Source organism: Lachnospira multipara LB2003 (genome assembly GCF_000702205.1).
In the GTDB taxonomy this organism is placed as follows: Bacteria; Bacillota; Clostridia; order Lachnospirales; family Lachnospiraceae; genus Lachnospira; species Lachnospira multipara_A.
In genome coordinates this window covers 128,881-150,199 of record NZ_JNKW01000004.1, presented here as the reverse complement: position 1 = coordinate 150,199, position 21,319 = coordinate 128,881, and the positions used below count along the sequence as shown (strand labels likewise).

Annotated in this window: 20 protein-coding genes; 19 read left to right on the top strand and 1 reads right to left on the bottom strand. The window is 33.4% G+C overall.

The window, feature by feature from the left end; genetic code table 11:
* Positions 1–59 precede the first annotated feature (59 nt).
* From ispE to T537_RS0103365, 4 genes are all read left to right on the top strand, one after another.
* Positions 60–935, top strand: coding sequence for a 4-(cytidine 5'-diphospho)-2-C-methyl-D-erythritol kinase (gene ispE / locus T537_RS0103380; RefSeq protein WP_027436988.1), 876 nt, complete (start codon positions 60–62; stop codon positions 933–935).
* Between the two features lie 12 nt (positions 936–947).
* Positions 948–1,616: a GntR family transcriptional regulator gene (locus T537_RS0103375; protein ID WP_027436989.1), complete on the top strand. Its 669-nt coding sequence runs from the start codon at positions 948–950 to the stop codon at positions 1,614–1,616.
* A 10-nt stretch (positions 1,617–1,626) separates the two neighbouring features.
* A complete protein-coding gene (locus tag T537_RS0103370) occupies positions 1,627–2,178 on the top strand; it encodes a YwiB family protein (RefSeq protein ID WP_155895223.1) in 552 nt (183 codons plus the stop codon).
* Between the two features lie 119 nt (positions 2,179–2,297).
* Positions 2,298–2,795 (top strand): hypothetical protein, encoded by a 498-nt coding sequence (locus T537_RS0103365; protein ID WP_027436991.1) that lies wholly within the window; start codon positions 2,298–2,300, stop codon positions 2,793–2,795.
* A gap of 51 nt (positions 2,796–2,846) precedes the next feature.
* On the opposite strand, the gene T537_RS0103360 is transcribed toward T537_RS0103365, so the two are convergent.
* Positions 2,847–3,584, bottom strand: a complete 738-nt coding sequence (locus tag T537_RS0103360; protein WP_031556291.1) for a lysophospholipid acyltransferase family protein — start codon at positions 3,582–3,584, stop codon at positions 2,847–2,849.
* Between the two features lie 220 nt (positions 3,585–3,804).
* Between T537_RS0103360 and tig the strand changes: the two genes are divergently transcribed.
* The 15 genes from tig to T537_RS0103285 all read left to right on the top strand — a co-directional run bounded on the left by tig (position 3,805) and on the right by T537_RS0103285 (position 21,231).
* Positions 3,805–4,974: a trigger factor gene (tig, locus tag T537_RS0103355; protein ID WP_197018732.1), complete on the top strand. Its 1,170-nt coding sequence runs from the start codon at positions 3,805–3,807 to the stop codon at positions 4,972–4,974.
* Between the two features lie 150 nt (positions 4,975–5,124).
* The gene (locus T537_RS0103350; protein ID WP_031556286.1) at positions 5,125–6,777 is read left to right on the top strand and encodes a SulP family inorganic anion transporter; all 1,653 of its coding nucleotides are present in this window, start codon (positions 5,125–5,127) and stop codon (positions 6,775–6,777) included.
* Between the two features lie 217 nt (positions 6,778–6,994).
* A complete protein-coding gene (locus T537_RS0103345; RefSeq protein WP_027436995.1) occupies positions 6,995–7,429 on the top strand; it encodes a MarR family winged helix-turn-helix transcriptional regulator in 435 nt (144 codons plus the stop codon).
* 352 nt (positions 7,430–7,781) lie between these two features.
* Positions 7,782–8,777, top strand: coding sequence for a rod shape-determining protein (locus T537_RS0103340; protein WP_027436996.1), 996 nt, complete (start codon positions 7,782–7,784; stop codon positions 8,775–8,777).
* A gap of 89 nt (positions 8,778–8,866) precedes the next feature.
* Positions 8,867–9,637 (top strand): flagellar hook-basal body protein, encoded by a 771-nt coding sequence (locus T537_RS0103335; RefSeq protein ID WP_031556284.1) that lies wholly within the window; start codon positions 8,867–8,869, stop codon positions 9,635–9,637.
* A gap of 245 nt (positions 9,638–9,882) precedes the next feature.
* A complete protein-coding gene (locus T537_RS0103330; protein WP_031556281.1) occupies positions 9,883–10,698 on the top strand; it encodes a flagellar hook-basal body protein in 816 nt (271 codons plus the stop codon).
* A gap of 88 nt (positions 10,699–10,786) precedes the next feature.
* Positions 10,787–11,263 (top strand): hypothetical protein, encoded by a 477-nt coding sequence (locus T537_RS0103325; protein ID WP_031556279.1) that lies wholly within the window; start codon positions 10,787–10,789, stop codon positions 11,261–11,263.
* A 104-nt stretch (positions 11,264–11,367) separates the two neighbouring features.
* A complete protein-coding gene (locus tag T537_RS0103320) occupies positions 11,368–13,605 on the top strand; it encodes an SF1B family DNA helicase RecD2 (RefSeq protein WP_027437000.1) in 2,238 nt (745 codons plus the stop codon).
* Complete coding sequence (locus tag T537_RS0103315) at positions 13,602–14,354, top strand: ComF family protein (protein ID WP_051554832.1); 753 nt, start codon at positions 13,602–13,604, stop codon at positions 14,352–14,354. The genes T537_RS0103320 and T537_RS0103315 overlap by 4 nt, the downstream gene beginning before the upstream one ends.
* Before the next feature lie 49 nt (positions 14,355–14,403).
* Positions 14,404–14,814: a flagellar protein gene (locus T537_RS0103310; protein ID WP_027437002.1), complete on the top strand. Its 411-nt coding sequence runs from the start codon at positions 14,404–14,406 to the stop codon at positions 14,812–14,814.
* Positions 14,815–15,097: 283 nt separating this feature from the next.
* Positions 15,098–15,379: a flagellar biosynthesis anti-sigma factor FlgM gene (gene flgM, locus T537_RS0103305; RefSeq protein ID WP_034210022.1), complete on the top strand. Its 282-nt coding sequence runs from the start codon at positions 15,098–15,100 to the stop codon at positions 15,377–15,379.
* A gap of 16 nt (positions 15,380–15,395) precedes the next feature.
* On the top strand, positions 15,396–15,911 hold the full coding sequence (locus T537_RS0103300; RefSeq protein WP_031556276.1) for a flagellar protein FlgN: 516 nt from the start codon (positions 15,396–15,398) through the stop codon (positions 15,909–15,911).
* A gap of 223 nt (positions 15,912–16,134) precedes the next feature.
* The gene (flgK, locus tag T537_RS0103295; protein WP_031556274.1) at positions 16,135–18,087 is read left to right on the top strand and encodes a flagellar hook-associated protein FlgK; all 1,953 of its coding nucleotides are present in this window, start codon (positions 16,135–16,137) and stop codon (positions 18,085–18,087) included.
* Between the two features lie 20 nt (positions 18,088–18,107).
* The gene (gene flgK, locus T537_RS0103290; protein WP_031556272.1) at positions 18,108–19,673 is read left to right on the top strand and encodes a flagellar hook-associated protein FlgK; all 1,566 of its coding nucleotides are present in this window, start codon (positions 18,108–18,110) and stop codon (positions 19,671–19,673) included.
* Between the two features lie 19 nt (positions 19,674–19,692).
* Complete coding sequence (locus T537_RS0103285) at positions 19,693–21,231, top strand: flagellin N-terminal helical domain-containing protein (RefSeq protein WP_031556270.1); 1,539 nt, start codon at positions 19,693–19,695, stop codon at positions 21,229–21,231.
* Positions 21,232–21,319: the final 88 nt, after the last annotated feature.

The following is a 21,319-nucleotide window of genomic DNA, read 5'->3' as shown; positions in this document are numbered from 1 at the left end:
AATAGACGTGGAATGTATACAAGATGCAATCCATGTCTATTTTTTATTTAGGAGTCGTTATGGAAAGTGTTAAACTTAGGGCTAGAGCTAAGATTAACTTAGGTCTAGATGTCGTTGGTAGAAGAGAAAATGGATATCATGACGTTAGAATGATTATGCAAACTGTTGGTATTTATGACAGACTTATCGTTACAAAAATACCAGAGAATGAAGTTAGAATTAGAACAAATCTTGGCTTTTTACCAGTTAATGAGAATAACTTAATTTATAAAGCGTTTAAGCTAATGCAGGAAAAATATAATCTTGAAGGCGGAATTGATGTAGATTTAAAGAAGTTTATTCCTGTTTCTGCTGGTATGGCAGGGGGAAGTACAGATGCTGCATCTACTCTTTTTGCTATTAATAAGCTTTTTAATCTTAAACTTGGAATGAAACAGCTTATGGAATTAGGTGTGAATTTAGGTGCTGATGTTCCATATTGTATTTTAAGAGGTACTGCCCTAGCAGAAGGAATTGGGGAGGAACTTACAAGTTTAAAGCCTATGCCTAATTGTCATATTGTAATTGCCAAGCCTCCAATCTCAGTTTCAACAAAGTTAGTTTATGAAAAATTAGATTCTGATGAGGTTGAAATTGTTCATCCTGATATTGACGGAATCATTGAGGGCTTAAATAAGGGCGATTTATATGAAGTTGCATCTAAGATGGGTAATGTCTTAGAGCAGGTTACAATTCCTATGTATCCAGTAATAGATACAATTAAGCAGGATATGTTAGAATGTGGTGCCATTAATGCCATGATGAGCGGAAGTGGCCCTACAGTATTTGGTCTTTTTGAAGATGAAGAAAGAGCGCTTGCTTGCCAGGCCTTCTTAAGAGAGAAGAAGGATGCTAGACATGTTTACATAACAGATGTTTTTAATATAGTGAAGTAATGGAGGTAAAAAATGAAGGGCGAATTAAAAATGGATGTAAGTGAATACTTACCACTTAGAGATGTTGTTTTTAATACATTAAGACAGGCTATTTTAAAGGGTGAAATGGAACCTGGTGAGAGACTTATGGAAATTCAGTTAGCTCAAAAGCTTGGTGTTTCAAGAACTCCTATTCGTGAAGCTATTAGAAAGCTTGAGCTTGAAGGACTTGTTATTATGATTCCAAGAAAGGGTGCTGAAGTAGCTCATATTACAGAAAAGGATATGAAGGATGTTCTTGAGGTTAGATCAGCACTTGAAGAATTAGCTGCAACTCTTGCTTGTAAAAATGTTACAACAGAGAAGCTAAATGAATTAAAGGCAGCTAATAAGGTTTTTGAATCAGCAATTGTATCAAAGGATGTTGTAGCAATTGTAGATGCGGACGTGGCTTTCCACGATATTATCTATGCAATGACAGAAAATGATAGATTAATTCAGATTATTAATAATCTTTCTGAGCAGATGTATCGTTATAGACTTGAATATGTAAAGGATGCAAGAACACATTCTATTCTTATCTCAGAACATAATGATATTATTAGACAGTTATCAGCTCGTGATGTTGATGAGGCTAAGGTTGTTATTAGACAGCATATTAATAATCAGGAGAAGGGTATTATAAGACTTCTTAATAGATAGGTTGAAGACAATGAAGAACAAGGTTTTTGTTAAGATTAAGGGTATGTATATGGACCCTTATGCTATTGATATAAATGAAGATTTAAAAGATCCAGTGCTTATTAATAATCCTGATTTAGTTGAAATACCAAAGGTGGATGACATTGAAATTAGCGAAGATGACAAAAAAACTGATAATGAAGAAATTGAAATTATTAGTGTTGGTCGTTACGGAGTAGTTAATGGAAATGAATATATTAAGTATGAAGAATTAGATGAAGATGGATCTAAAATCAAGAATACAATTAAGATATCAGAAAAAGAAGATGATGGCGTTGTTGTAGAACTTTCTAAGAAAGGAAAATATCAGACACATATGATTTTTCATGCTGGTAAGAAAAGTACATCAGCTTATGCAACACCATTTGGCAGCCTTTTGCTTGGTATATACACAAGAAGCATTAGAATAAAAAGAGAAACAGATAGAATTATTGTTAAAGTTGATTATTCACTAGATATTAATTATGACACTGTATCAGATTGTAATGTAGAGATACATATTACAAGCCAATTAGAGGAATAGTGTACTATATTACTAAAAAAGAAATACATTCTTTTCAATAAGTTTTTGTCATGATATAATACTAGCGTGTGCTATGGAGAGTAGCGTTATAGTTTGTTACATGTAGGAGGAAGTTTACCATGCCAATTTGGCTCATTATTTTATTGGCTGTATTAGCCGTAGTAGTAGTGGCACTTATAGTGCTTACAATCGTAGGAATGAAATTACAAAAGAAACAGGAAGCTAATCAGGAGCAGATTGATGCTGCTAAGCAGACTGTATCTATGTTAATTATTGATAAGAAGAATATGAAATTAAAAGACGCTGGTCTTCCAAAAATCGTATTAGATCAGACACCTAAGTATCTTAGAGGACGTAAGATGCCTATCGTTAAGGCTAAGATTGGACCACAGGTTATGACACTTATTTCTGATCCAAGAGTATTTGAACAGATTCCAGTTAAGGCAGAAATTAAGGCTGAAATCAGTGGTATCTACATTGTAGGTATTAAGTCAGTTCGTGGTGGAAAGATTGTTGTTCCAGATAAGAAGAAGAAGGGATTCTGGAAGAGAGTAGCTGATAAGGCTAATGATACAGTTGAGAAGAACGCTAAGAAGTCTAATAAGAAAAAGAAATAATAATACTAAAAAATAAAGAAGCTTCGATAGATTATCTATCGAAGCTTCTCTTTAGTTATTAAGAAGTGTCTTGTTATTATTATAAGTTTCAAGAATAAGGGATTTAACCTTAGCTGGTACTTCTTTTTTCTCATCTCTAGTCATATTATTTAAGTCAATTGCTGGTAAGAATTCTATTATTGTCTTTGTTCTCTTAATAAAAGGAACATGCTTTTCAAAAATTTCATCAGTATTATTTTGTACCATTGGTATTATCTTACAACCTGATTTTTCTGAAAGCTTGAAAGAACCAGCGTGGAATTCTAACATGCCATCGCCTGTGTTTCTAGTTCCTTCAGGAAAGATAACGATTGATGTGCCATCTTTAATATATTCAATGCCCTTAAGTATAGTCTTTAGGCCTTCTTTGATATTATCTCTATCAAGGAAAGGACATCTAAGCATTCTCATCCACTGTCTAATAATTGGAAGTCTGTTCATTTCCTTCTTAGCTACAAATCCAGTCTTTAGAGGTACTAATGTATATGCTACTACCACATCAAAGTAGCTTCTGTGATTTCCTACAAATAAAACAGCTTCATCTTTAGGTATATTCTCTAATCCCTTAATAATTACCTTGGTTCCTGAAAGAAACAGAATTCCTTTAAGAACGAATTTAACTAGTACTGCAGCGTATTTTTGGCTAGCACTTCGATTGATCTTGCTTATAATGAATCCTATTGGAAGAAGGATTAGACTTAGAATACAGAAAATAATTATCCATATTGCCACTAATAATAATCGAATCATATCTTGCTCCTTAGTTTAATTGTTATCTTAATTATAACTGTAAGAAGGGAAATTTAAAAGTAATTTTGACACTGTATAAGTTCTTTCCTGGATTTATGAAAAAAATGTGAATATCCTTTAAATTAAATATGAAATGTGATATAAATAAAAAGGTCCACTCCTAAAAGAGTAGGTATTTATATGGGTGGGATATTTTGTAAATAAGGAAATGGTGAAGACAATGAGAAAAAGATTTATGGGCGTTATGCTTGCAGCAGTACTTGCTACTTCACTTGTAGCATGTAGCAAGGGTACAAAAAAGGCTGAAGAAGTCTCAAGTAAAAATACTGCAATTACAGCTGAAGAATATGCAGGAACAATTAAGACAAATGCAGATATCTATAAGAAGTATGTGAATATAGATTCTGCTAGCTATATGAATCGTGAAATAGAGCTTGATACATCAGCATATACAGTTACAGATGATGCTGTTGAAACTCAGATTCAGACATTATTAGAGCAATTAAAGGAAACACAGCAGGTAACTGAAGGTGAAACTAAAGAGAATGATGTAATTAATCTTGATTATTCAGGTAAGTTAGATGGTGTGGCATTCCAGGGTGGTACAGCAACATCAGTGTCATATACAGTTGGTTCAGGTCAGTTTATTACAGATTTAGATCAGGGATTAATTGGTTTACAGGTTGGTCAGACATATGATATTCCTTGTACATTCCCTTCTGATTATTCATCATCAGATTTAGCTGGAAAGTCAGTTATCTTTACAGTTAAGGTTAACTACATTGAGAAGGAAATTATTCCAGAATTGACTGATTCATTTGTAGCAGAGAATGCTTCAACACTTGGATACGAAGGTTGCACAACAGTTGATGAATTAAGAACAGCTGTAAAGGCTTCCCTAGAAACACAGGCACAAAATAGTTTAGTTCAGGCTAAGGCAAGTGCAGTGTATAAGCTTGCTACAGATGGCCTTGAAGTTAATGATTATCCAGAAGATGAATTAAATCAGTTACTTGATACACTTAATAAGAATATTGAAACAGAATATAATACATATGGTTCTTATTATGGAATTACAGATTTAGAAACATATATTAAGACAGTTTATGGTTTTGAAAACCAGGATGCATTTAATGACTATGCAACAGATTATGCTAAGACATATTTACTTGAGAAGATGGTTTATACAATTATTGCAGCAGATAATGATATTACAGTAACTGCTGATGAAATCAATGATCAGGGTGCACAGCTTGCTAGCCAGTATGGTTACGATGATTATAATGCAATTCTTTCTGAATATGGTAATGAAATGAATGCAGAAATTGGTTACAATTGCCTCTATGCTAATGTAGCTAAGTTCTTATCAGATAATTGTACATTAGCATAATAACAATTTAATTTAGAAAAAATACTAGGCAGATTTTACTGCCTAGTTTTTTTATGGGCAAAATATCTTGAAAAAAATTTTCCAGTATGATACTTTAAAACGGTTTATGAAAATTTTATATTTATAAAAAAAGAAAGTAGGACGTATATCATGAATCAATTTGTGCCAAAGCTTTTCGATTGCATGAAGAATTATTCTAAGAAGCAATTTGCAACCGATCTGGTTTCAGGTATTATTGTAGCCATTATTGCGCTACCATTATCTATTGCCCTAGCCTTAGCATCTGGAGTTGGTCCGGAAGAGGGTATTTATACTGCAATTTTTGCAGGTTTTGTAATTTCTTTCCTTGGAGGTAGCAATGTTCAGATTGCTGGTCCAACAGCTGCATTTGCAACTATTGTTGCTGGTATTGTAGCTAAAAACGGAATGGATGGACTTATTGTTGCCACTATTATGGCTGGTATTATTCTTGTTGTAATGGGCTTTTTAAAGTTTGGTAACCTTATTCGTTTTATTCCTTATACAATTACTACAGGATTTACCTTTGGTATTGCTGTTACTATCTTAGTAGGACAGATTAAGGATTTCCTTGGATTAACATTTAAGACATCTCCAATAGAGACAATGGATAAGTTAAAGGCTTGTGTTGATTCAATTAACACATTTAATTATGAGGCACTTATAGTAGGTGTTGTATCACTTGCTATCCTTATTATCTGGCCTAGATTTAAGAAGCTTGATAAAATCCCAGCATCATTAATTGCTGTTATTGTTTCAGTAATTATGGTTAAGCTAGGCATGCACGTTAAGACAATAGGTGATTTATATACTATTTCCAATAAGTTACCAGGTCTTACAGTTCCTCATGTTGATTTAAATATAATAAAGACAGTTACACCTGATGCATTTACTATTGCTATACTTGCTGGTATTGAATCATTATTATCTTGTGTAGTTTCAGATGGTATGATTGGTAGTAGACATAAGCCAAATCAGGAATTAGTAGCACAGGGTGCAGGTAATATTGTTTCAGCATTGTTTGGTGGTATTCCAGCTACAGGCGCTATTGCTCGTACAGCTGCTAATGTTAAGAATGGTGGACGTACACCAATTGCTGGTATGGTTCATTCAATTACACTTTTACTTATATTAGTTGTGCTTATGCCTTATGCAGCATGGATTCCAATGCCATGTATTGCAGCTATTCTTTTCCAGGTTGCTTATAATATGAGTGGCTGGAGAGAAATGGTTAATTTAATTAAGCATTCACCAAAGAGTGATATTTTAGTATTACTTGTAACATGTATTTTTACTATAGTTTTTGATTTAGTTGTAGCTATTGGTGTTGGTATTGTTCTTGCTGCATTATTATTCCTTAATAGAATGGCTAATGTTACTGATGTTAAGGGCTGGAAATATGTTGGTGAAGATATTGATGAGAACAATGACCCAGAAGCAATTAGATTAAAGAAGGTTCCAAAGAATACAGTGGTTTATGAAATTATTGGACCAATGTTCTTTGCTGCTGCTGATAAATTCGTTAATATTGAACTTGCTAGTGATGTAAAGGTATTAGTTCTTAGAATGAGAGGTGTTCCAGCAATGGATGTTACAGCTCTTCGTTCATTAAAAAATATCTATGCTTTATGTAAGAAAAGAAACATTACTTTAGTATTAAGTCATGTGCAAGATCAGCCAAAGTCAGTAATGGAACATGCTGGATTTATTAGTCTTGTAGGAGAAGAAAACTTCTGTAAGAACATTGATGAATCATTAAAGAGAGCTGAAAGTCTCGTGGAATAATTTAACTCAGTCGGGGGTACAAGCTCCGACTGAATCTTGACTATAAGAATAAGAGTTCATTTCAAGAAGCCTAAAAACTTTTTGAAATGAACTTTTTTGTATTAGTTGACTTTACTTTTTATAAAAAATATGATAAATTGAATACAATTAAATTGCTTATATAAGGATACGAATATTACGTTATTTTGTAAATTTGTATGTACTTTGGAGGATAAATATGAAAGATAAATACGATGCAATAAAATTGGAAAATCAGTTATGTTTCCCATTATATGCTGTTTCAAAGGAAATTGTTAAGAAATATAAACCCTTTCTTGATGCCCTTGATTTAACATATACACAGTACATTACAATGATGGTTATGTGGGAACACAAGACTATGAATGTTAAGGAATTAGGTGAGTATCTTTATCTTGATTCAGGAACATTAACACCGGTTTTAAAGAAGTTAGAGCAGAAGGGTTGGCTAGTTAGAAAAAGAGATTCTAAAGATGAGAGAGTGCTAAATGTAACACTTACTAAAGAAGGGGATGAATTAAAGGAGAAGGCTGTTAAGATTCCTGAAAAAATGGGTAAGTGTATTAACCTTACAAAGGAAGAATCAGAGATACTTTATAAGGTATTACACAAGATTTTAGATAGTATTGAATAAAAATTACATAATTTAATATGAAAAAATCGGACAAAATATTTTTATTTTTATTAAAGCTATAAATTTTTGTAAAGGGATGCCGATATACTTTTGAGAACATCTAAAGGGACTTTTTTCAAATCCTATTGGCATAGAATTTATACATAATAAATAAAATGTTTTGTCTTATTTTATTGTTTTTTAAAATTAGTACTTTAAAAATCTATCTAAATTGTTTATAATGTTAACGACTATGTGGTCATTTGGGAAATTTAAGACATAGTATATTGATAATAATTGATTAATAAGCATAAATAAGAGGAAAGATAAACAATTGTAGAGTTGTTTACAGGATGTGAAAGGAGAAAATTAGATGATTTCAACAGATATTGGAATAGATTTAGGTACTGCAAGTATCTTAGTATATATTAAGGGAAAGGGCGTTGTATTAAAGGAACCTTCAGTTGTAGCTTTTGATAGAGATACTAACAAGATTAAGGCTATTGGTGAAGAAGCTAGACTTATGCTTGGTAGAACACCTGGTAATATTGTAGCTGTTCGTCCTTTAAGACAGGGTGTTATTTCAGATTATACAGTAACAGAGAAGATGCTTAAGTATTTTATTCAGAAAGCTGTAGGCAAGAGAATGCTTAAGAAGCCTAGAATTAGTGTCTGTGTACCTTCTGGTGTTACAGAAGTAGAGAAGAAGGCTGTAGAAGATGCTACACTTCAGGCTGGAGCAAGAGAAGTTGCTATTATTGAAGAACCAATTGCAGCTGCAATTGGTGCTGGTATCGATATTTCAAGACCATGTGGTAATATGATTGTTGATATCGGTGGTGGTACAACTGATATTGCTGTTATTTCTCTTGGTGGTACAGTAGTTAGTACTTCAATTAAGATTGCTGGTGATGATTTTGATGAAGCATTAGTTAGATTTATGAGAAAGAAGCACAATCTTTTAATTGGTGAAAGAACAGCTGAAGATATTAAGATTAAGATTGGTTCTGCTTATCCTAGAGCTGAAGTTGAAACAATGAATGTAAGAGGTCGTAACCTTGTAACAGGTTTACCTAAGACTGTAGAAGTTACATCAGAAGAGACAGAAGAAGCTTTAAGAGAAGCTACATCTCAGATTGTTGAGGCAGTTCACTCAGTACTTGAGAAGACTCCTCCAGAATTAGCATCAGATATTGCTGATAGAGGTATTGTACTTACTGGTGGTGGTGCATTACTTAACGGTCTTGAAGACTTAATTGAAGCTAAGACAGGTATTAACACAATGACAGCTGAAGATCCAATGACAGCAGTAGCAATTGGTACTGGTAAGTTTATTGAATTCTTAGCAGGTTATAGAGACGATAAATAGTTTTAAAACGTTTAATACTTTTTTAGATTAATTAGACCTGATTTTGGACCCGTAACTAGACGTTTTTAAACTATAGATAAGGAGTCGTTATGGTAAAGGGTCTATATACTTCATATTCAGGATTAACATTACAACAAAAAAGATTAGATTTGGTTTCTAATAACTTAGCTAATTCCTTAACTACAGGATATAAGAAGGAGGGCATGTCTGCTCAGTCCTTTGACACTGTTTATGGAATTAAGATTAAGGACTCATCTGTTAATTATATTAATCAACAGATAGGTAATATGAATCTTGGAGTTAAGATAGGTGAAACCTATAGAGATTGGGCACAGGGAGCCCTAAGGGCGACAGAAAGTGAATTTGATTTTGCTCTAGCTGGCTCTGGACTTTTCTCTATTGAATATACAAGTAAACAGGGTGAAACTACAACCATGTATACTAGAGACGGAGCTTTTCAGATTAATAAGGATGGATATTTACTTACTAAAGATGGAGACTTTGTTCTTGGTGAGAATGGTAGGATTCAGATACCAACCAATACAGATGAATTTAGTGTAGATGTTCTTGGTAATATTTATGCTGATGATGTATTTATTGATAAATTTGCCCTTGTTGATTTTGAAAACTATGATTATTTAGAGGCTTTTGGAGAGAATCTGTATAAGACAGTTGATGGCTTTGAATTAAAGGAAGCAGATGCAACTGTTAATCAGGGTTATCTTGAAAGCTCTAATATTAATGTGGTTAATGAAATGATTGATATGATTGCTATTGCTAGAAATTTTGAAAGCAATCAAAAAATAATGAATTCCATTGATAGCATGTTGGCTAAGATGGTTACAATTTCAGAATTGTAGATTTAGGTGAGATACTTTTTGGTATCTCACTTTTTTGTTGCACAAGACCGGCAAGCGAATGGATGCTTGCATACAAATTCATTTGCCGGTCGTAAGAACATGGAGCACTAAGTGCGGAATGTTCGTGTGCGAAATCGAGTAGGAGTCAGCCTACTCGATTTTTTTATAAATAGGGGTTAAGTATATAAAGCTAGTTGCCGATAGATATGATGAGAAAGAATATTATGTCTTGGAGGTTATGTCTTATGATGAGATCTTTATGGACTGCTGCATCAGGAATGATTTCACAGCAGACAAGTGTGGATACAATAGCAAATAACTTAGCTAATGTTAATACAGTGGGATATAAATCAGAGTCTACTCAGTTTAAGAGCTTACTTTATCAAGATCTCCAAAGCAAGACTACCACTGCAAATATAGAACAAAAACCTGTGGCAGCTCAGGTGGGTTTAGGTACTAGAGTGGCTTCCATTACATCTTATTTTTCACAGGGCTCACTAAATTCATCAGATAGTGATACGGATTTTGCAATTGTTGGTGAAGGCTTTTTTGCAGCAAGAGACTTAGATGGAGAAACAGTATATACAAGAAATGGTAATCTTTATATGGCAACTGCTATTGATGGCATGATGCTTGCCACAGCAGATGGTTATCCTATTCTTGATGTGGATGATAATCCTATAATTCTTTCTACGGATTATAAGGTTAGTGAACTTACAATTTCTACGGATGGAGAATTATTATATCCAGATGAATCTAATAATCCAGTGCCTCTTGGAATGAAAATAGCTCTTTATCAATTTACAAATCCTTCGGGATTAGACAAGATAGGTGGCAATTTTTATAAGGAGACAGAAAGTTCAGGGGTTCCAATAAGTGAAGAATATGATGAAGTTGGAAAGAAAAGTACTCTTAAACAAGGTTACTTAGAGGCTTCTAATGTTCAGGTTGCCAATGAAATGGTTAATTTAATTACAGCTCAAAGAGCTTATGAGCTTTGTTCTAAAGCAATTACTACATCAGATACAATGATGGAACAGGCTAATAATCTTAAGAGATAAATAGATTAATATAAAATTAATCTTTATGGGGGAGTAGTAAAGGGAGTTGTTATATTGATTCTTTTTACTAGAAAAGGAGGGAAAACAAATGGCTAAGATTTCAGGTTTGGCTAATTCAAGTTATGCAGATGTTTATGATGCTTCAAGTACTGCATTAACTAGTAAAATTAATTCTACAAACTTTAATACTGCCACAGATGAAGAGTTAATGGAGGTTGCTAAGGAGTTTGAGAGTTATTTAGTTGAGCAGGTTATGAAGTCAATGCAGAAAATGACTAGCATCGACGGTGCTAGCGATGATTCAGAAAATAGCACATCTCTTTTTAATTCACTAGTAGGCAATTTAGGAAGTAAGGATTCTGCCATGTCTACATTAGGTGATTATTATGGAGATGAGTTAGTATCTCAGCTTGCAAGCACAATTACAAAAAGCTCATATGAAAGCGGTGGTCAGGGCCTTGGCATTGCTATGCAGTTATATGAGCAGATGAAGAGAAATTATTCCACAGTGGAAACAGTTGACAAGGTTCAGTCTATTGGCACATCTGATAATACAACCCTTTAAATATTATTAGGTTTAGTTTAGGGGGAATATTTGGTATTATATTATAGAAATGGCTTTTGCCAAAGTTTCCAATATAGAAAGGAATAATCGTGGATTACGAAGACATAAAAGAAGTTGAAGGCTTTATAGAATCAATAATATATAGAAACGAAGACAATGGATATTCGGTTTTTGAAATTGATGATTCTGGAGAAGAGATAACATGTGTTGGTACCCTAAGCTACATAAATGAAGGTGAATATATTGTAGCCACAGGTAATTATGTTAAACATCCGGTTTATTATATGCAATTTAAGATAGATTCTTATGAATTTCAAGCTCCTAACGATACAGCTTCTATTCAAAGATACTTATCTAGTGGTGCAATTAAAGGTGTTGGAGAGAAGATGGCTAGCCGAATCATTAAGGAATTCGGGGATGATACCTTTAGAATAATAGAAGAAGAACCGGAAAGATTAGCTGAAATTAAGGGCATAAGCATGAATAAGGCTATGGATATAGCTAACCAGCTTATGGAAAAAAAGGACATGAGAAAGGCTATGATGTATTTGCAAAAGTTTGGAATTGCAATGAATCTAGCTACTAAGATCTTTAAAAAATATGGAAATCAGATTTATAATATTTTAGAGACAAATCCCTATAAATTAGCTGATGATATTGAAGGAGTGGGATTTAAGACAGCAGATGAAATAGCATCTAAGGTTGGAATTAAGATAAACTCTGATTTTAGAATTAAGAGCGGTATTTGCTACGCTCTAAGTCAATCATCTCTAAATGGTCATATCTATCTTCCTAAAGATGAATTGCTAAGGGAAGTAACATCTCTTTTGCTTATTGATATTGTAGATTTCGATAAGTATTTAATGGATTTATCCGTGGATAAAAAAATAGTATGTAAAGTCGATGATAATGGCATTACTAATGTATATTCAAGTCTTAACTACTACATGGAAGGCAATGTAGCAGCAAGACTTAAAGGTCTTGCCCTTTTAGAAGAAAGAGATGAAGAAGAGTTAAATCAAAAGATTCTTCAAATAGAACAAGAAGAAGACATTGAACTAGATGACATTCAAAAAGAGGCTGTTAAGATGGCAGCTAAGAATAATTTATTAGTTATTACAGGTGGCCCGGGAACTGGTAAGACAACAACTATTAATTCTATTATTAAGTATTTTCAGTTTGAGGGATTAGAGATTAGACTTGCAGCTCCAACAGGACGAGCAGCTAAGAGGATGACTGAAGCTTGTAATATGGAGGCTCAGACCATTCATAGATTACTTGAAATTAATGGGGGAGGAGCTAGTGATAGCAATTCTAAGGCTAGTGGACTTTCTATGTTTTTTGAAAGGAATGAAGACAATCCCCTTGAGGCTGATGTCATAATTGTAGATGAGATGTCTATGGTTGATATTAATATTATGTATTCCCTTATTAGAGCGGTGGCTGTGGGAACAAAATTAATATTAGTAGGTGATGTGGATCAGTTACCATCAGTTGGACCAGGAAATGTCTTAAAAGATATAATTGCCTCTGAGGCTTTTCCAGTTGTTAAATTGGAGAAGATTTTTAGACAGGCAGAGACAAGTGAAATTATTATGAATGCCCATAAAATTAATAAGGGGGAAGAGGTTGTGCTTAATAAGTACAGTAAGGATTTTCTCTTTGTTAGAAGAAAGGGGCCTGATGCCATAATTAATGCCATGAAGACCTTGGTGTCAGATAAGTTACCTAATTATGTTCATGCAGATATTTCAGAAATACAGATTCTTACACCTTCAAGAAAGTCAGCAACAGGTGTTGATAGATTGAATAAGATTATGCAGGATTTTTTAAATCCAGCTAATCCAGTTAAGCAGGAACGTCAGCTTGGAGATACAATTTATCGTGAAGGCGATAAGGTTATGCAGATAAAAAATGATTACCAACTTGAATGGGAAAAAAAGTCAAAATACGGTGTAACCTATGACAGGGGAACTGGAGTGTTTAACGGTGATACAGGTATAATTGATGAAATCAGTAACTTCAATGAAACAGTAACTGTTAAATTTGAAGATGGCAGATTTGTTAATTATGAATTTGGTCAACTTGAGGAATTAGAACTAGCTTATGCTATTACAGTTCATAAGTCTCAGGGTAGTGAATATCCGGCAGTTGTAATTCCAATGTATCAAGGACCAAGGATGCTAATGAATAGAAATATCCTCTATACAGCAGTAACAAGAGCAAGAACTTGTGTATGTATGGTAGGTGAAGAAGAAATTTTTAGACAGATGTCAGCTAACATTACAGATACAAAAAGATATTCTTCTTTAGACAAGCGAATAAGGGAGATAATGAATTGACAAAGGATAATAAAGATAAAATTAATTTTGAAAAATTTATACAGGGCATGGTGGATGTTTTTTATCCGCCTGCTTGCCCTATTTGTAAAAGACCAAGGCCAATAGTTAATGGCATAAGGCTTAATATGTGTAAGCCTTGTAGAAAGAAGGCACCAATCCTTGTAGAGCCTATATGCTTTAAGTGTGGTAAGAAACTTGATAATACGGAAGATGAGTATTGTAAGGATTGTAGAGAATATGCACATATCTATATTAGATCTTTTTCTGCTTTTGAATATACAGATAGTCTTAGAAAATCCATTTCAGAATTTAAGTACAAGAATAAAAAAGAGTTTGGAATAGTTTATGCAAGGGAAATGTGTAATGCATTAGAGGCGCAGATTAAATTGATTAATCCTGACGTGCTAATAGCAGTTCCAATTAGTAAAGAAAAAATGAAGACAAGAGGATATAATCAGGCTCAAATTATCGCAGATGAAATGGGAAAAATTCTTGGAATCCCTGTGGATACTGAATTGGTCTATAGAATAAAGAACACAACTCCAATGAAAAATTTAGACAAAGCAAACAGAATAGAAAATCTTAAAAACGCTTTTCAAGTTACTAAAAATGTTGTAAGATATAAGAAAGTAATGATCGTGGATGATATATATACAACAGGAGCAACAATTGACGCTATTGCCCTAGAATTAAGAAAATTTGGGATAGAATGTTATGGCGCATTTATTAGTATTGGTAAAGGCTTTTAGTTGTTAATGGAAGTGTTTTAACTGAATTTACATATACAGGAGGTCTTTTATGGAAGTAAAGAATTGTCGTGGATGTGGAAGATTATACAATTACGTAGGAGGAGGGAATTATAGAAATCTTTGTCCTGATTGTATAAGTAAACTTGAAGATAAGTTTCAGGAAGTCAAGCGCTATATTGAAGATAATAGAGTTGCCAATATAAAGCAGATTGCAGATGATTGCGATGTTAGTCCAAAGCAGATAGAACAGTGGGTAAGAGAAGAAAGATTGGTTTTTTCAGATGATTCACCAATTGCTATATTCTGCCAGTCATGTGGGGCACCAATTAAATCTGGAAAGTATTGTTCTAATTGTAAAGAGACGGTATCAGATCAGTTAAGTCAGCTTTATGGAACTAAGCCAATAGAACAAAAAACAAAGAGAACGGCCACAGCAAAGATGAGATTCTTAGATAAGTAATAAATTAAAGGGTCAAGATTTAATGACCCTTTATATTTTTGATTTTATAAAATAAGGTGTTATGATTTAAAAAGATGATCCGATATAAATACTGTAACAAATAATAAAAAGTAAAAATTTAGGATTGTACTAAAAAAAGAACAAAGAAAAATTACTTTTTAGGTTAAGTTTAGTGTTTAACCTACCGATAAAAATAGTGTAAAGCATAAGAGTTTCTTTAAACAAGGTATTTGGAGGAGTTCTTTATAAGTCTTAGGAAATGAAAGAAAGGACGGCGAAGAATATGAGAATTGACGCTTATAATGCAGTGAGCCAGGTTTATCAAGCAAATGCCACAAGTAATGTTAAAGGTGTGGGAAAGGTAGCAAGTGCCAATGACAAATTCGAAATTTCTGACGTAGCTAAGACATATGCTACAGCAAAAAGTGCAGTAGCAAGTGCACCAGATGTTAGAGAAGATAAAATAGCAGATATTAAGGCAAGAATCGCAGCTGGTACATATCAGGTATCTGCAAGCGATGTAGCTGATAAGATTATTAATACTGTATCAACTCTAACATTCTAAGAAGTGAGGTAATATTATGGCTAGCTTAATTGATTCATTAATCAAAGATATGGATAAAGAGAATAGCTTGTATAACGAGCTTTATGAGCTTGCCAAAGTAAAGACAACTGCCATTGTTAATAGCGATGTGGAGAAGCTACAAGCTATTCTTATTGATGAGCAGGCACTAATTAGTAAAATAAGTGTAGTAGAGTCTGATAGAATCAAGGTTGTTGATGAGATCTGTAATATTCTACATTTACCATCAAAAGACGTGAAGGTGGAAGATGTGGTACAGATGTTAAGAAAACGACCTTTAGAACATAATAGATTACAGGAAAGTTATTTAGCCCTTAAAAGAACGGTAAAGGGCTTGATGCAAATAAATGAGAATAATAAGTTCTTACTTAAAGAGTCTTTGGAGATGATTGAATTTAACATTAACATAGCAAGAAGTGCTAGGGTAGCTCCACAGACTGCTAATTATGGAAAAACAGCTACTGAAAGCATGGCTGGTATATCAACTGCGGCTAGCTTTGATGCAAAACAGTAGTATTATATAAAGCTAAGGAGTTCTTAAAATTAATATAATAGAAAATGAGCCACATGAAGTGTATCTAAATAAGCAAGAAATTTGTTTAGTATTTGGGTGAATTTCATAGGGCTCATTTTTTATGCCTAGTTGCTGTTAAGAAAAACTAATATTTACCGATATATTTAGCAGATGGACTAGTATAGATGGGTTTAACTTAAGTAAGTAGATAGAGGTGAAGATTATGGCAAATGGAATGGCTGGTCTTTTTATAGGAACAACAGGACTTAAAACAGCACAGATAGCGCTTAATGCGACAGCACACAATCTTTCAAATATAAATACAGAAGGCTATACAAGACAGCAGGTAACTTTTCAAGATACAGTGTATATGCCTGTTAAGACTAATGATAAGGTAACAACACCTGTGTATGGTCTTGGTGTAGGGATTTCTGAAGTGAGAAGAATAAGGGATACCTTTATTGATGCTGCCTACAGATCTGAAAATGCAAGACTTGGATTTTATGAATCTCAGTATCAGGCTGTTAATGAAATTGAGGATTTGTTTGGCGAGATGCAGGGTGTAACTTATCAAACATATCTTACAGACCTTTATAACTCATTAAACGAACTTACTAAAAACCCAACAAGTACTGTTGCTAGATCATCTTTAATTCAGACAGCAACAGCTTTTGTAGATAAGTCAGAAGCAATTTATGAAGGACTTACTAATTACCAGACAACACTTAATACAGAAGTAAGAAATATGGTAGCAACCATTAATGACTTAGGTAAAAAGATTTTTGATTATAATAAAAAAATCACTGCCATAGAAGCTGCGGGCATTGAACATGCCAATGATTTAAGGGATGAAAGAGATAAGGCAGTTGATGAACTTAGTGAATATATGGATCTTGATTATTATGAAGGTCCTAATGGCGAGATAATTATTAATGCAGAGGGTGTTCCCTTTGTTTCCCTTAATGAAGTTGCAGTTATGGATACACAGTATATTCAAGGGACATCTTTAGTAGAACCAACTTGGCCTGTTTATGATAGAGTTGTTTTTAGTGCTAAGGCCCTAGCAACAGCTTCTAATGCAACAGATACAGATAAGGGAAAATTAAAGGGACTTATTCTTGCAAGAGGTAATATGGTAGTTGATTATACATACGTGGCAGAAAGACCAGATGCAAGTAATTATGACTTAACTAGCGCAGATGGTATAGATAAATACAATAAGGATTACGAGGCCTATTCTGAAAAACAAGAATATTACAACACTTATATTTATCCATCACAGATTCTAAGTGCTATGGCTTCTTTTGACTACCTCGTACATGGAATAGTAACAGCTCTAAATGATGTGTTATGTCCAGAAATTACAGTGGAAACATCTGGAGAAATTATGGATGCCAATGGCAATGCAATTCAGGCTGATATGTATTATTACAATAACAGATCAGAGTCTGTGCTATACAACAGATTTGGTGCAGAGGTAGAGGGCGTAAAAAATGATGATGGTACATATACATATGAGTCAGGTGAAAAATTATATAGTAATTCTAATGGCGATGGTAGTGGGGCTATTCCTTTTGATAAGATAGAGTATTCGTTTCTTGATATGGAAAAAACGGACTATGGAATGGATAGTGATAGAACAGTTGGCGTTGAACTTTTTTCTAGAAATAATACACAAAGATATATTAAGGCTAAAGATGCTAATGGAGAAGATGTCTATATTAGAAACAATTTAAATGATCAAAAATACGAGTCATATTATAGATTAGGTAATATAAGCATTAACCCAAAGGCAGCACAAAATCTTGCTTTAATCCCATTATCTACTAAGACAGATAAGGAAGATTTAGCAAGAGCTAATGAACTTATTGATACTTGGGATGTAAGATTTGGAACCTTTAATATTGAGGAATATTCTAAGGCAACCTTTAACTCTTACTACAATAATTTTGTTGGAAAGTTTGCAACCTGGGGTGATATTCTTGATAGTTATGTTAACAATCAGCAAAATATGGTAACAGGTTATGACAATCAAAGAACAGAAACTATGGGAGTTTCATCCGATGAAGAATTACAAAAGATGATTAAATATCAACATGCGTATAATGCAAGTTCTAGATATGTTAATGTTGTTAGTGAAATGCTAGAACACTTAGTAACATCGCTAGGAGCTTAAATAAAGAAAGGTGGTAATTTATGGCATCCACATTTTTTGGATTAACAATTGCATATTCTGGTCTACAGGCAGCTCAGGCTTCTATAAATGTAACAGCTCATAATCTATCTAATGTTAGAACTGAAGGTTACACTAAGGAGACAGCTCAAAAAATGGCTGCAGATTCTCTTAGAACCTATGCACCCTACGGAACTTTAGGCTCTGGTGTTCTTGTTGATGAAATTACACAAACAAGAGATACATATTATGATGAGAAATATAGAAATAATCAGACATATTATGGTGAATATGAAGCTAAGAATAATTATATGAATCAGATAGAGAGTTTTTTTAATGAGTTTATACTAAATGGATATACAGAAGAATACAATAATTTTTTTAAGAATGTAAACCAGGTAACTTTAACACCAGAGGATAATTCAGCTAAGAATTCTTTAATTCAAAGTGCCCTTAGTATGGCTGATTATTTTAATTACTTGTCATCTAATTTAAAGGATATTCAAGAAGATGCTAATAACGAAGTTAAAGATGCAGTGGAACAAATAAATTCTCTAGCACAAAGTATCTATCAGTTAAGTAAGCAGATAAATCAGATAGAGGCTTGTTATGGTAATGCCAATGACTTAAGAGATTCTAGAAATGCCTTAGTTGATAGGCTAGCACAAATAGTAAATATAACAACTAATGAAGAAGATTTAGGAAATAATCTTACCAACTTTACAATTAACATTGATGGTAATACCTTAACTAATTCATATGGTTACCATGAACTTGTGGTTTCAAGTAGAAAGGATGAGGAAGTAAGAAATAATAGTGATGTGTCAGGTCTTTATAACATAAAGTGGGATACAGGCCAGGAATTTAACATTTATTCAGCATCTCTTGGAGGGCAGCTTAAAGGACTTATAGATATAAGGGATGGATGTAATGGACAGATTGAGGCTGTTGTTACTGATGATAATGGAGATTATAAGTATACGGAAGATGGATTTTTTACAACTGATTTTAAGGACTATGATGGAAAAAATACAAGCTTTAAGGGTATTCCCTACTATCAGGCACAGCTTAATAAGTTTATGACTATATTTGCACAGGCTGTTAATGATGTATTTAAGCAAGGTTTTTCATCTGATGGAGAAACTCCTGGAATGTCCCTTTTTGTAATTAAGGATAAGCAGGTAGCTTTCTCATCAAGTAATGTAACTGTTAATAAGGAATTAGCTCTTGATCCATCAAAGCTTGCAACAAAGTCGCGTATAAACACTGGCGCTGCTAATGCCGATATAATAGAAAAGTTAAGTAAGTTGCAGACTGCACAAATTTTTAATGGAGGAACAGGAGTATATTTTCTAGAAAGTATTATTGCTGATGAATCCATTGATACTAACAAGGCTAATAATTTCCTAAAAAACCATACTAATTTAAAGACTACAATTCAAAATCAAAGATTGTCTGTAATGGGTGTGGATTTTGATGAGGAAACCATGGATCTTGTAACTTTTAAGCAAGCTTACGATTTGAGTTCTAAGATGATGTCTGTTCTAAATCAGATTTATGATAAATTGATTAATCAAACAGGCGTGTAGTTAAGATAGGAGTTAGTTTATGTCAATGAGAATTACCAATGGAATGATGGTTAATAGTTCCCTTGCCAACATTCAAGTTAATAAAAATCAGTTAAACACACTTGATACTCAGCTTTCAACACAGAAAAAGATCAATAAGCCTTCAGAAGATCCTATTGTTGCAATTAGAGCTTTAAGACTTCGTTCAAGTTTAGATAAGGTAACTCAGTATCTAGATAAGAATATTTCTGATGCAGATAGCTGGTTATCAGTTACAGAAGATGCTCTAGATGAGGGTTATTCTGTATTAACAGATCTTTATAATTACTGTGTTCAGGGTTCAACAGATTCCTATTCATCAGCTGAAAGAAAGACCATTGCTGAGAGTTTAAATAATCTACGCCAGGCTTTTTATTCAGAAGGCGATGTGGATTATGCAGGTAGATATGTGTTTACAGGTTTTGCAACTGATGTACCATTAACTTATCAATCTGATGAAACGGCAGCAGATGTGGACTATACAATTACACAAAAATTCACAAGGGAAAGTTTGACGCTTAAATCTGCATATACCAATGCATATACTAATGCAGATATTATAAATCTAGATGCTAAATATGATAGCAGTACAGGAAGACTTATAACTCCTAATGTGGAGGCAGTACATAGATTACAGCTTGCTTATTCAGATATATCTGTAAGCGAATTTAAGATAGTTGATTATGCAGGAAATGAAGCAGAAATAGAAGTAGATGCACAAGGAAATGTAACAACAAATGGCAGCCTTCAAACAAGTACTGGAGGAGCTATATCTATTACAACAACAGTTGATCCTAATTATGTACCAGCTGAGGATGAAATATCTATTAATACAACAACAGGAGAATTGCTTCTTGGGGAGAATGTATATAAGGATATTTATGAAAATAATGCATTTTCATTTACTTATAGAAAGGATAATTTTATTAAAGGGGATTTAAACCCAACCATGTATTTTGATTGTATTGATAATATTTCAAAAATAGAGTATAATAAAGAACAAGAAAACATTGAGTACAATATAAATTTCTCGCAAAAGCTTAAAATAAATACTGAGGCTAGTGAGGCTTTTGATATTTATTTAGGTAGGAATATAGATGATTTGATTACTGCGGTGCAAAACGTTCTTGATTTGGAGGAACAGGTTACGCAGGTTAATTCCATGTTAACACAGGAACAGTATTCAGATAGTGATTCACAGCTAAAGCTTAATGATATTTTAGAGGGCTTAACAAAGCAACTTGAATTAGCTGAGGATAAAATGACTGCTGTGTATGAAAATGGCGTTGGCTGGATGCAGGGATATCAAACAACAATTTCTGAATGTAAGGCGGATGTAGGTAATAGGGACACAAGACTATCCCTTACTAAAGCTCGTTTAACAGAACAGAAGACTAATTTTAAAAATCTAAAGTCGCAAAATGAAGATATTGATTTGGAAGAAGTAGTGGTAAATTATTCGGCAGCAGAGTTAGTTTATAATGCATCACTTACAGCTTCGGCAAGATCAGTACAGCAGACTTTATTAGATTTTCTATAAATTCTACAAAGCTAATTAATTGCTTGAAAAAGGCATAATTTGTGCTAAATTGTTGCTCTAAAAATGTATTTGGGGGAAAATTTAGGGA

Excerpts from the sequence above, each read along its gene's own strand:
- ispE (WP_027436988.1), top strand. The coding sequence starts at position 60 with ATGGAAAGTGTTAAACTTAGGGCTAGAGCTAAGATTAACTTAGGTCTA.
- T537_RS0103375 (WP_027436989.1), top strand. The coding sequence starts at position 948 with ATGAAGGGCGAATTAAAAATGGATGTAAGTGAATACTTACCACTTAGA.
- T537_RS0103370 (WP_155895223.1), top strand. The coding sequence starts at position 1,627 with ATGAAGAACAAGGTTTTTGTTAAGATTAAGGGTATGTATATGGACCCT.
- T537_RS0103365 (WP_027436991.1), top strand. The coding sequence starts at position 2,298 with ATGCCAATTTGGCTCATTATTTTATTGGCTGTATTAGCCGTAGTAGTA.
- T537_RS0103360 (WP_031556291.1), bottom strand. The coding sequence starts at position 3,584 with ATGATTCGATTATTATTAGTGGCAATATGGATAATTATTTTCTGTATT.
- tig (WP_197018732.1), top strand. The coding sequence starts at position 3,805 with ATGAGAAAAAGATTTATGGGCGTTATGCTTGCAGCAGTACTTGCTACT.
- T537_RS0103350 (WP_031556286.1), top strand. The coding sequence starts at position 5,125 with ATGAATCAATTTGTGCCAAAGCTTTTCGATTGCATGAAGAATTATTCT.
- T537_RS0103345 (WP_027436995.1), top strand. The coding sequence starts at position 6,995 with ATGAAAGATAAATACGATGCAATAAAATTGGAAAATCAGTTATGTTTC.
- T537_RS0103340 (WP_027436996.1), top strand. The coding sequence starts at position 7,782 with ATGATTTCAACAGATATTGGAATAGATTTAGGTACTGCAAGTATCTTA.
- T537_RS0103335 (WP_031556284.1), top strand. The coding sequence starts at position 8,867 with ATGGTAAAGGGTCTATATACTTCATATTCAGGATTAACATTACAACAA.
- T537_RS0103330 (WP_031556281.1), top strand. The coding sequence starts at position 9,883 with ATGATGAGATCTTTATGGACTGCTGCATCAGGAATGATTTCACAGCAG.
- T537_RS0103325 (WP_031556279.1), top strand. The coding sequence starts at position 10,787 with ATGGCTAAGATTTCAGGTTTGGCTAATTCAAGTTATGCAGATGTTTAT.
- T537_RS0103310 (WP_027437002.1), top strand. The coding sequence starts at position 14,404 with ATGGAAGTAAAGAATTGTCGTGGATGTGGAAGATTATACAATTACGTA.
- flgM (WP_034210022.1), top strand. The coding sequence starts at position 15,098 with ATGAGAATTGACGCTTATAATGCAGTGAGCCAGGTTTATCAAGCAAAT.
- T537_RS0103300 (WP_031556276.1), top strand. The coding sequence starts at position 15,396 with ATGGCTAGCTTAATTGATTCATTAATCAAAGATATGGATAAAGAGAAT.
- flgK (WP_031556274.1), top strand. The coding sequence starts at position 16,135 with ATGGCAAATGGAATGGCTGGTCTTTTTATAGGAACAACAGGACTTAAA.
- flgK (WP_031556272.1), top strand. The coding sequence starts at position 18,108 with ATGGCATCCACATTTTTTGGATTAACAATTGCATATTCTGGTCTACAG.
- T537_RS0103285 (WP_031556270.1), top strand. The coding sequence starts at position 19,693 with ATGTCAATGAGAATTACCAATGGAATGATGGTTAATAGTTCCCTTGCC.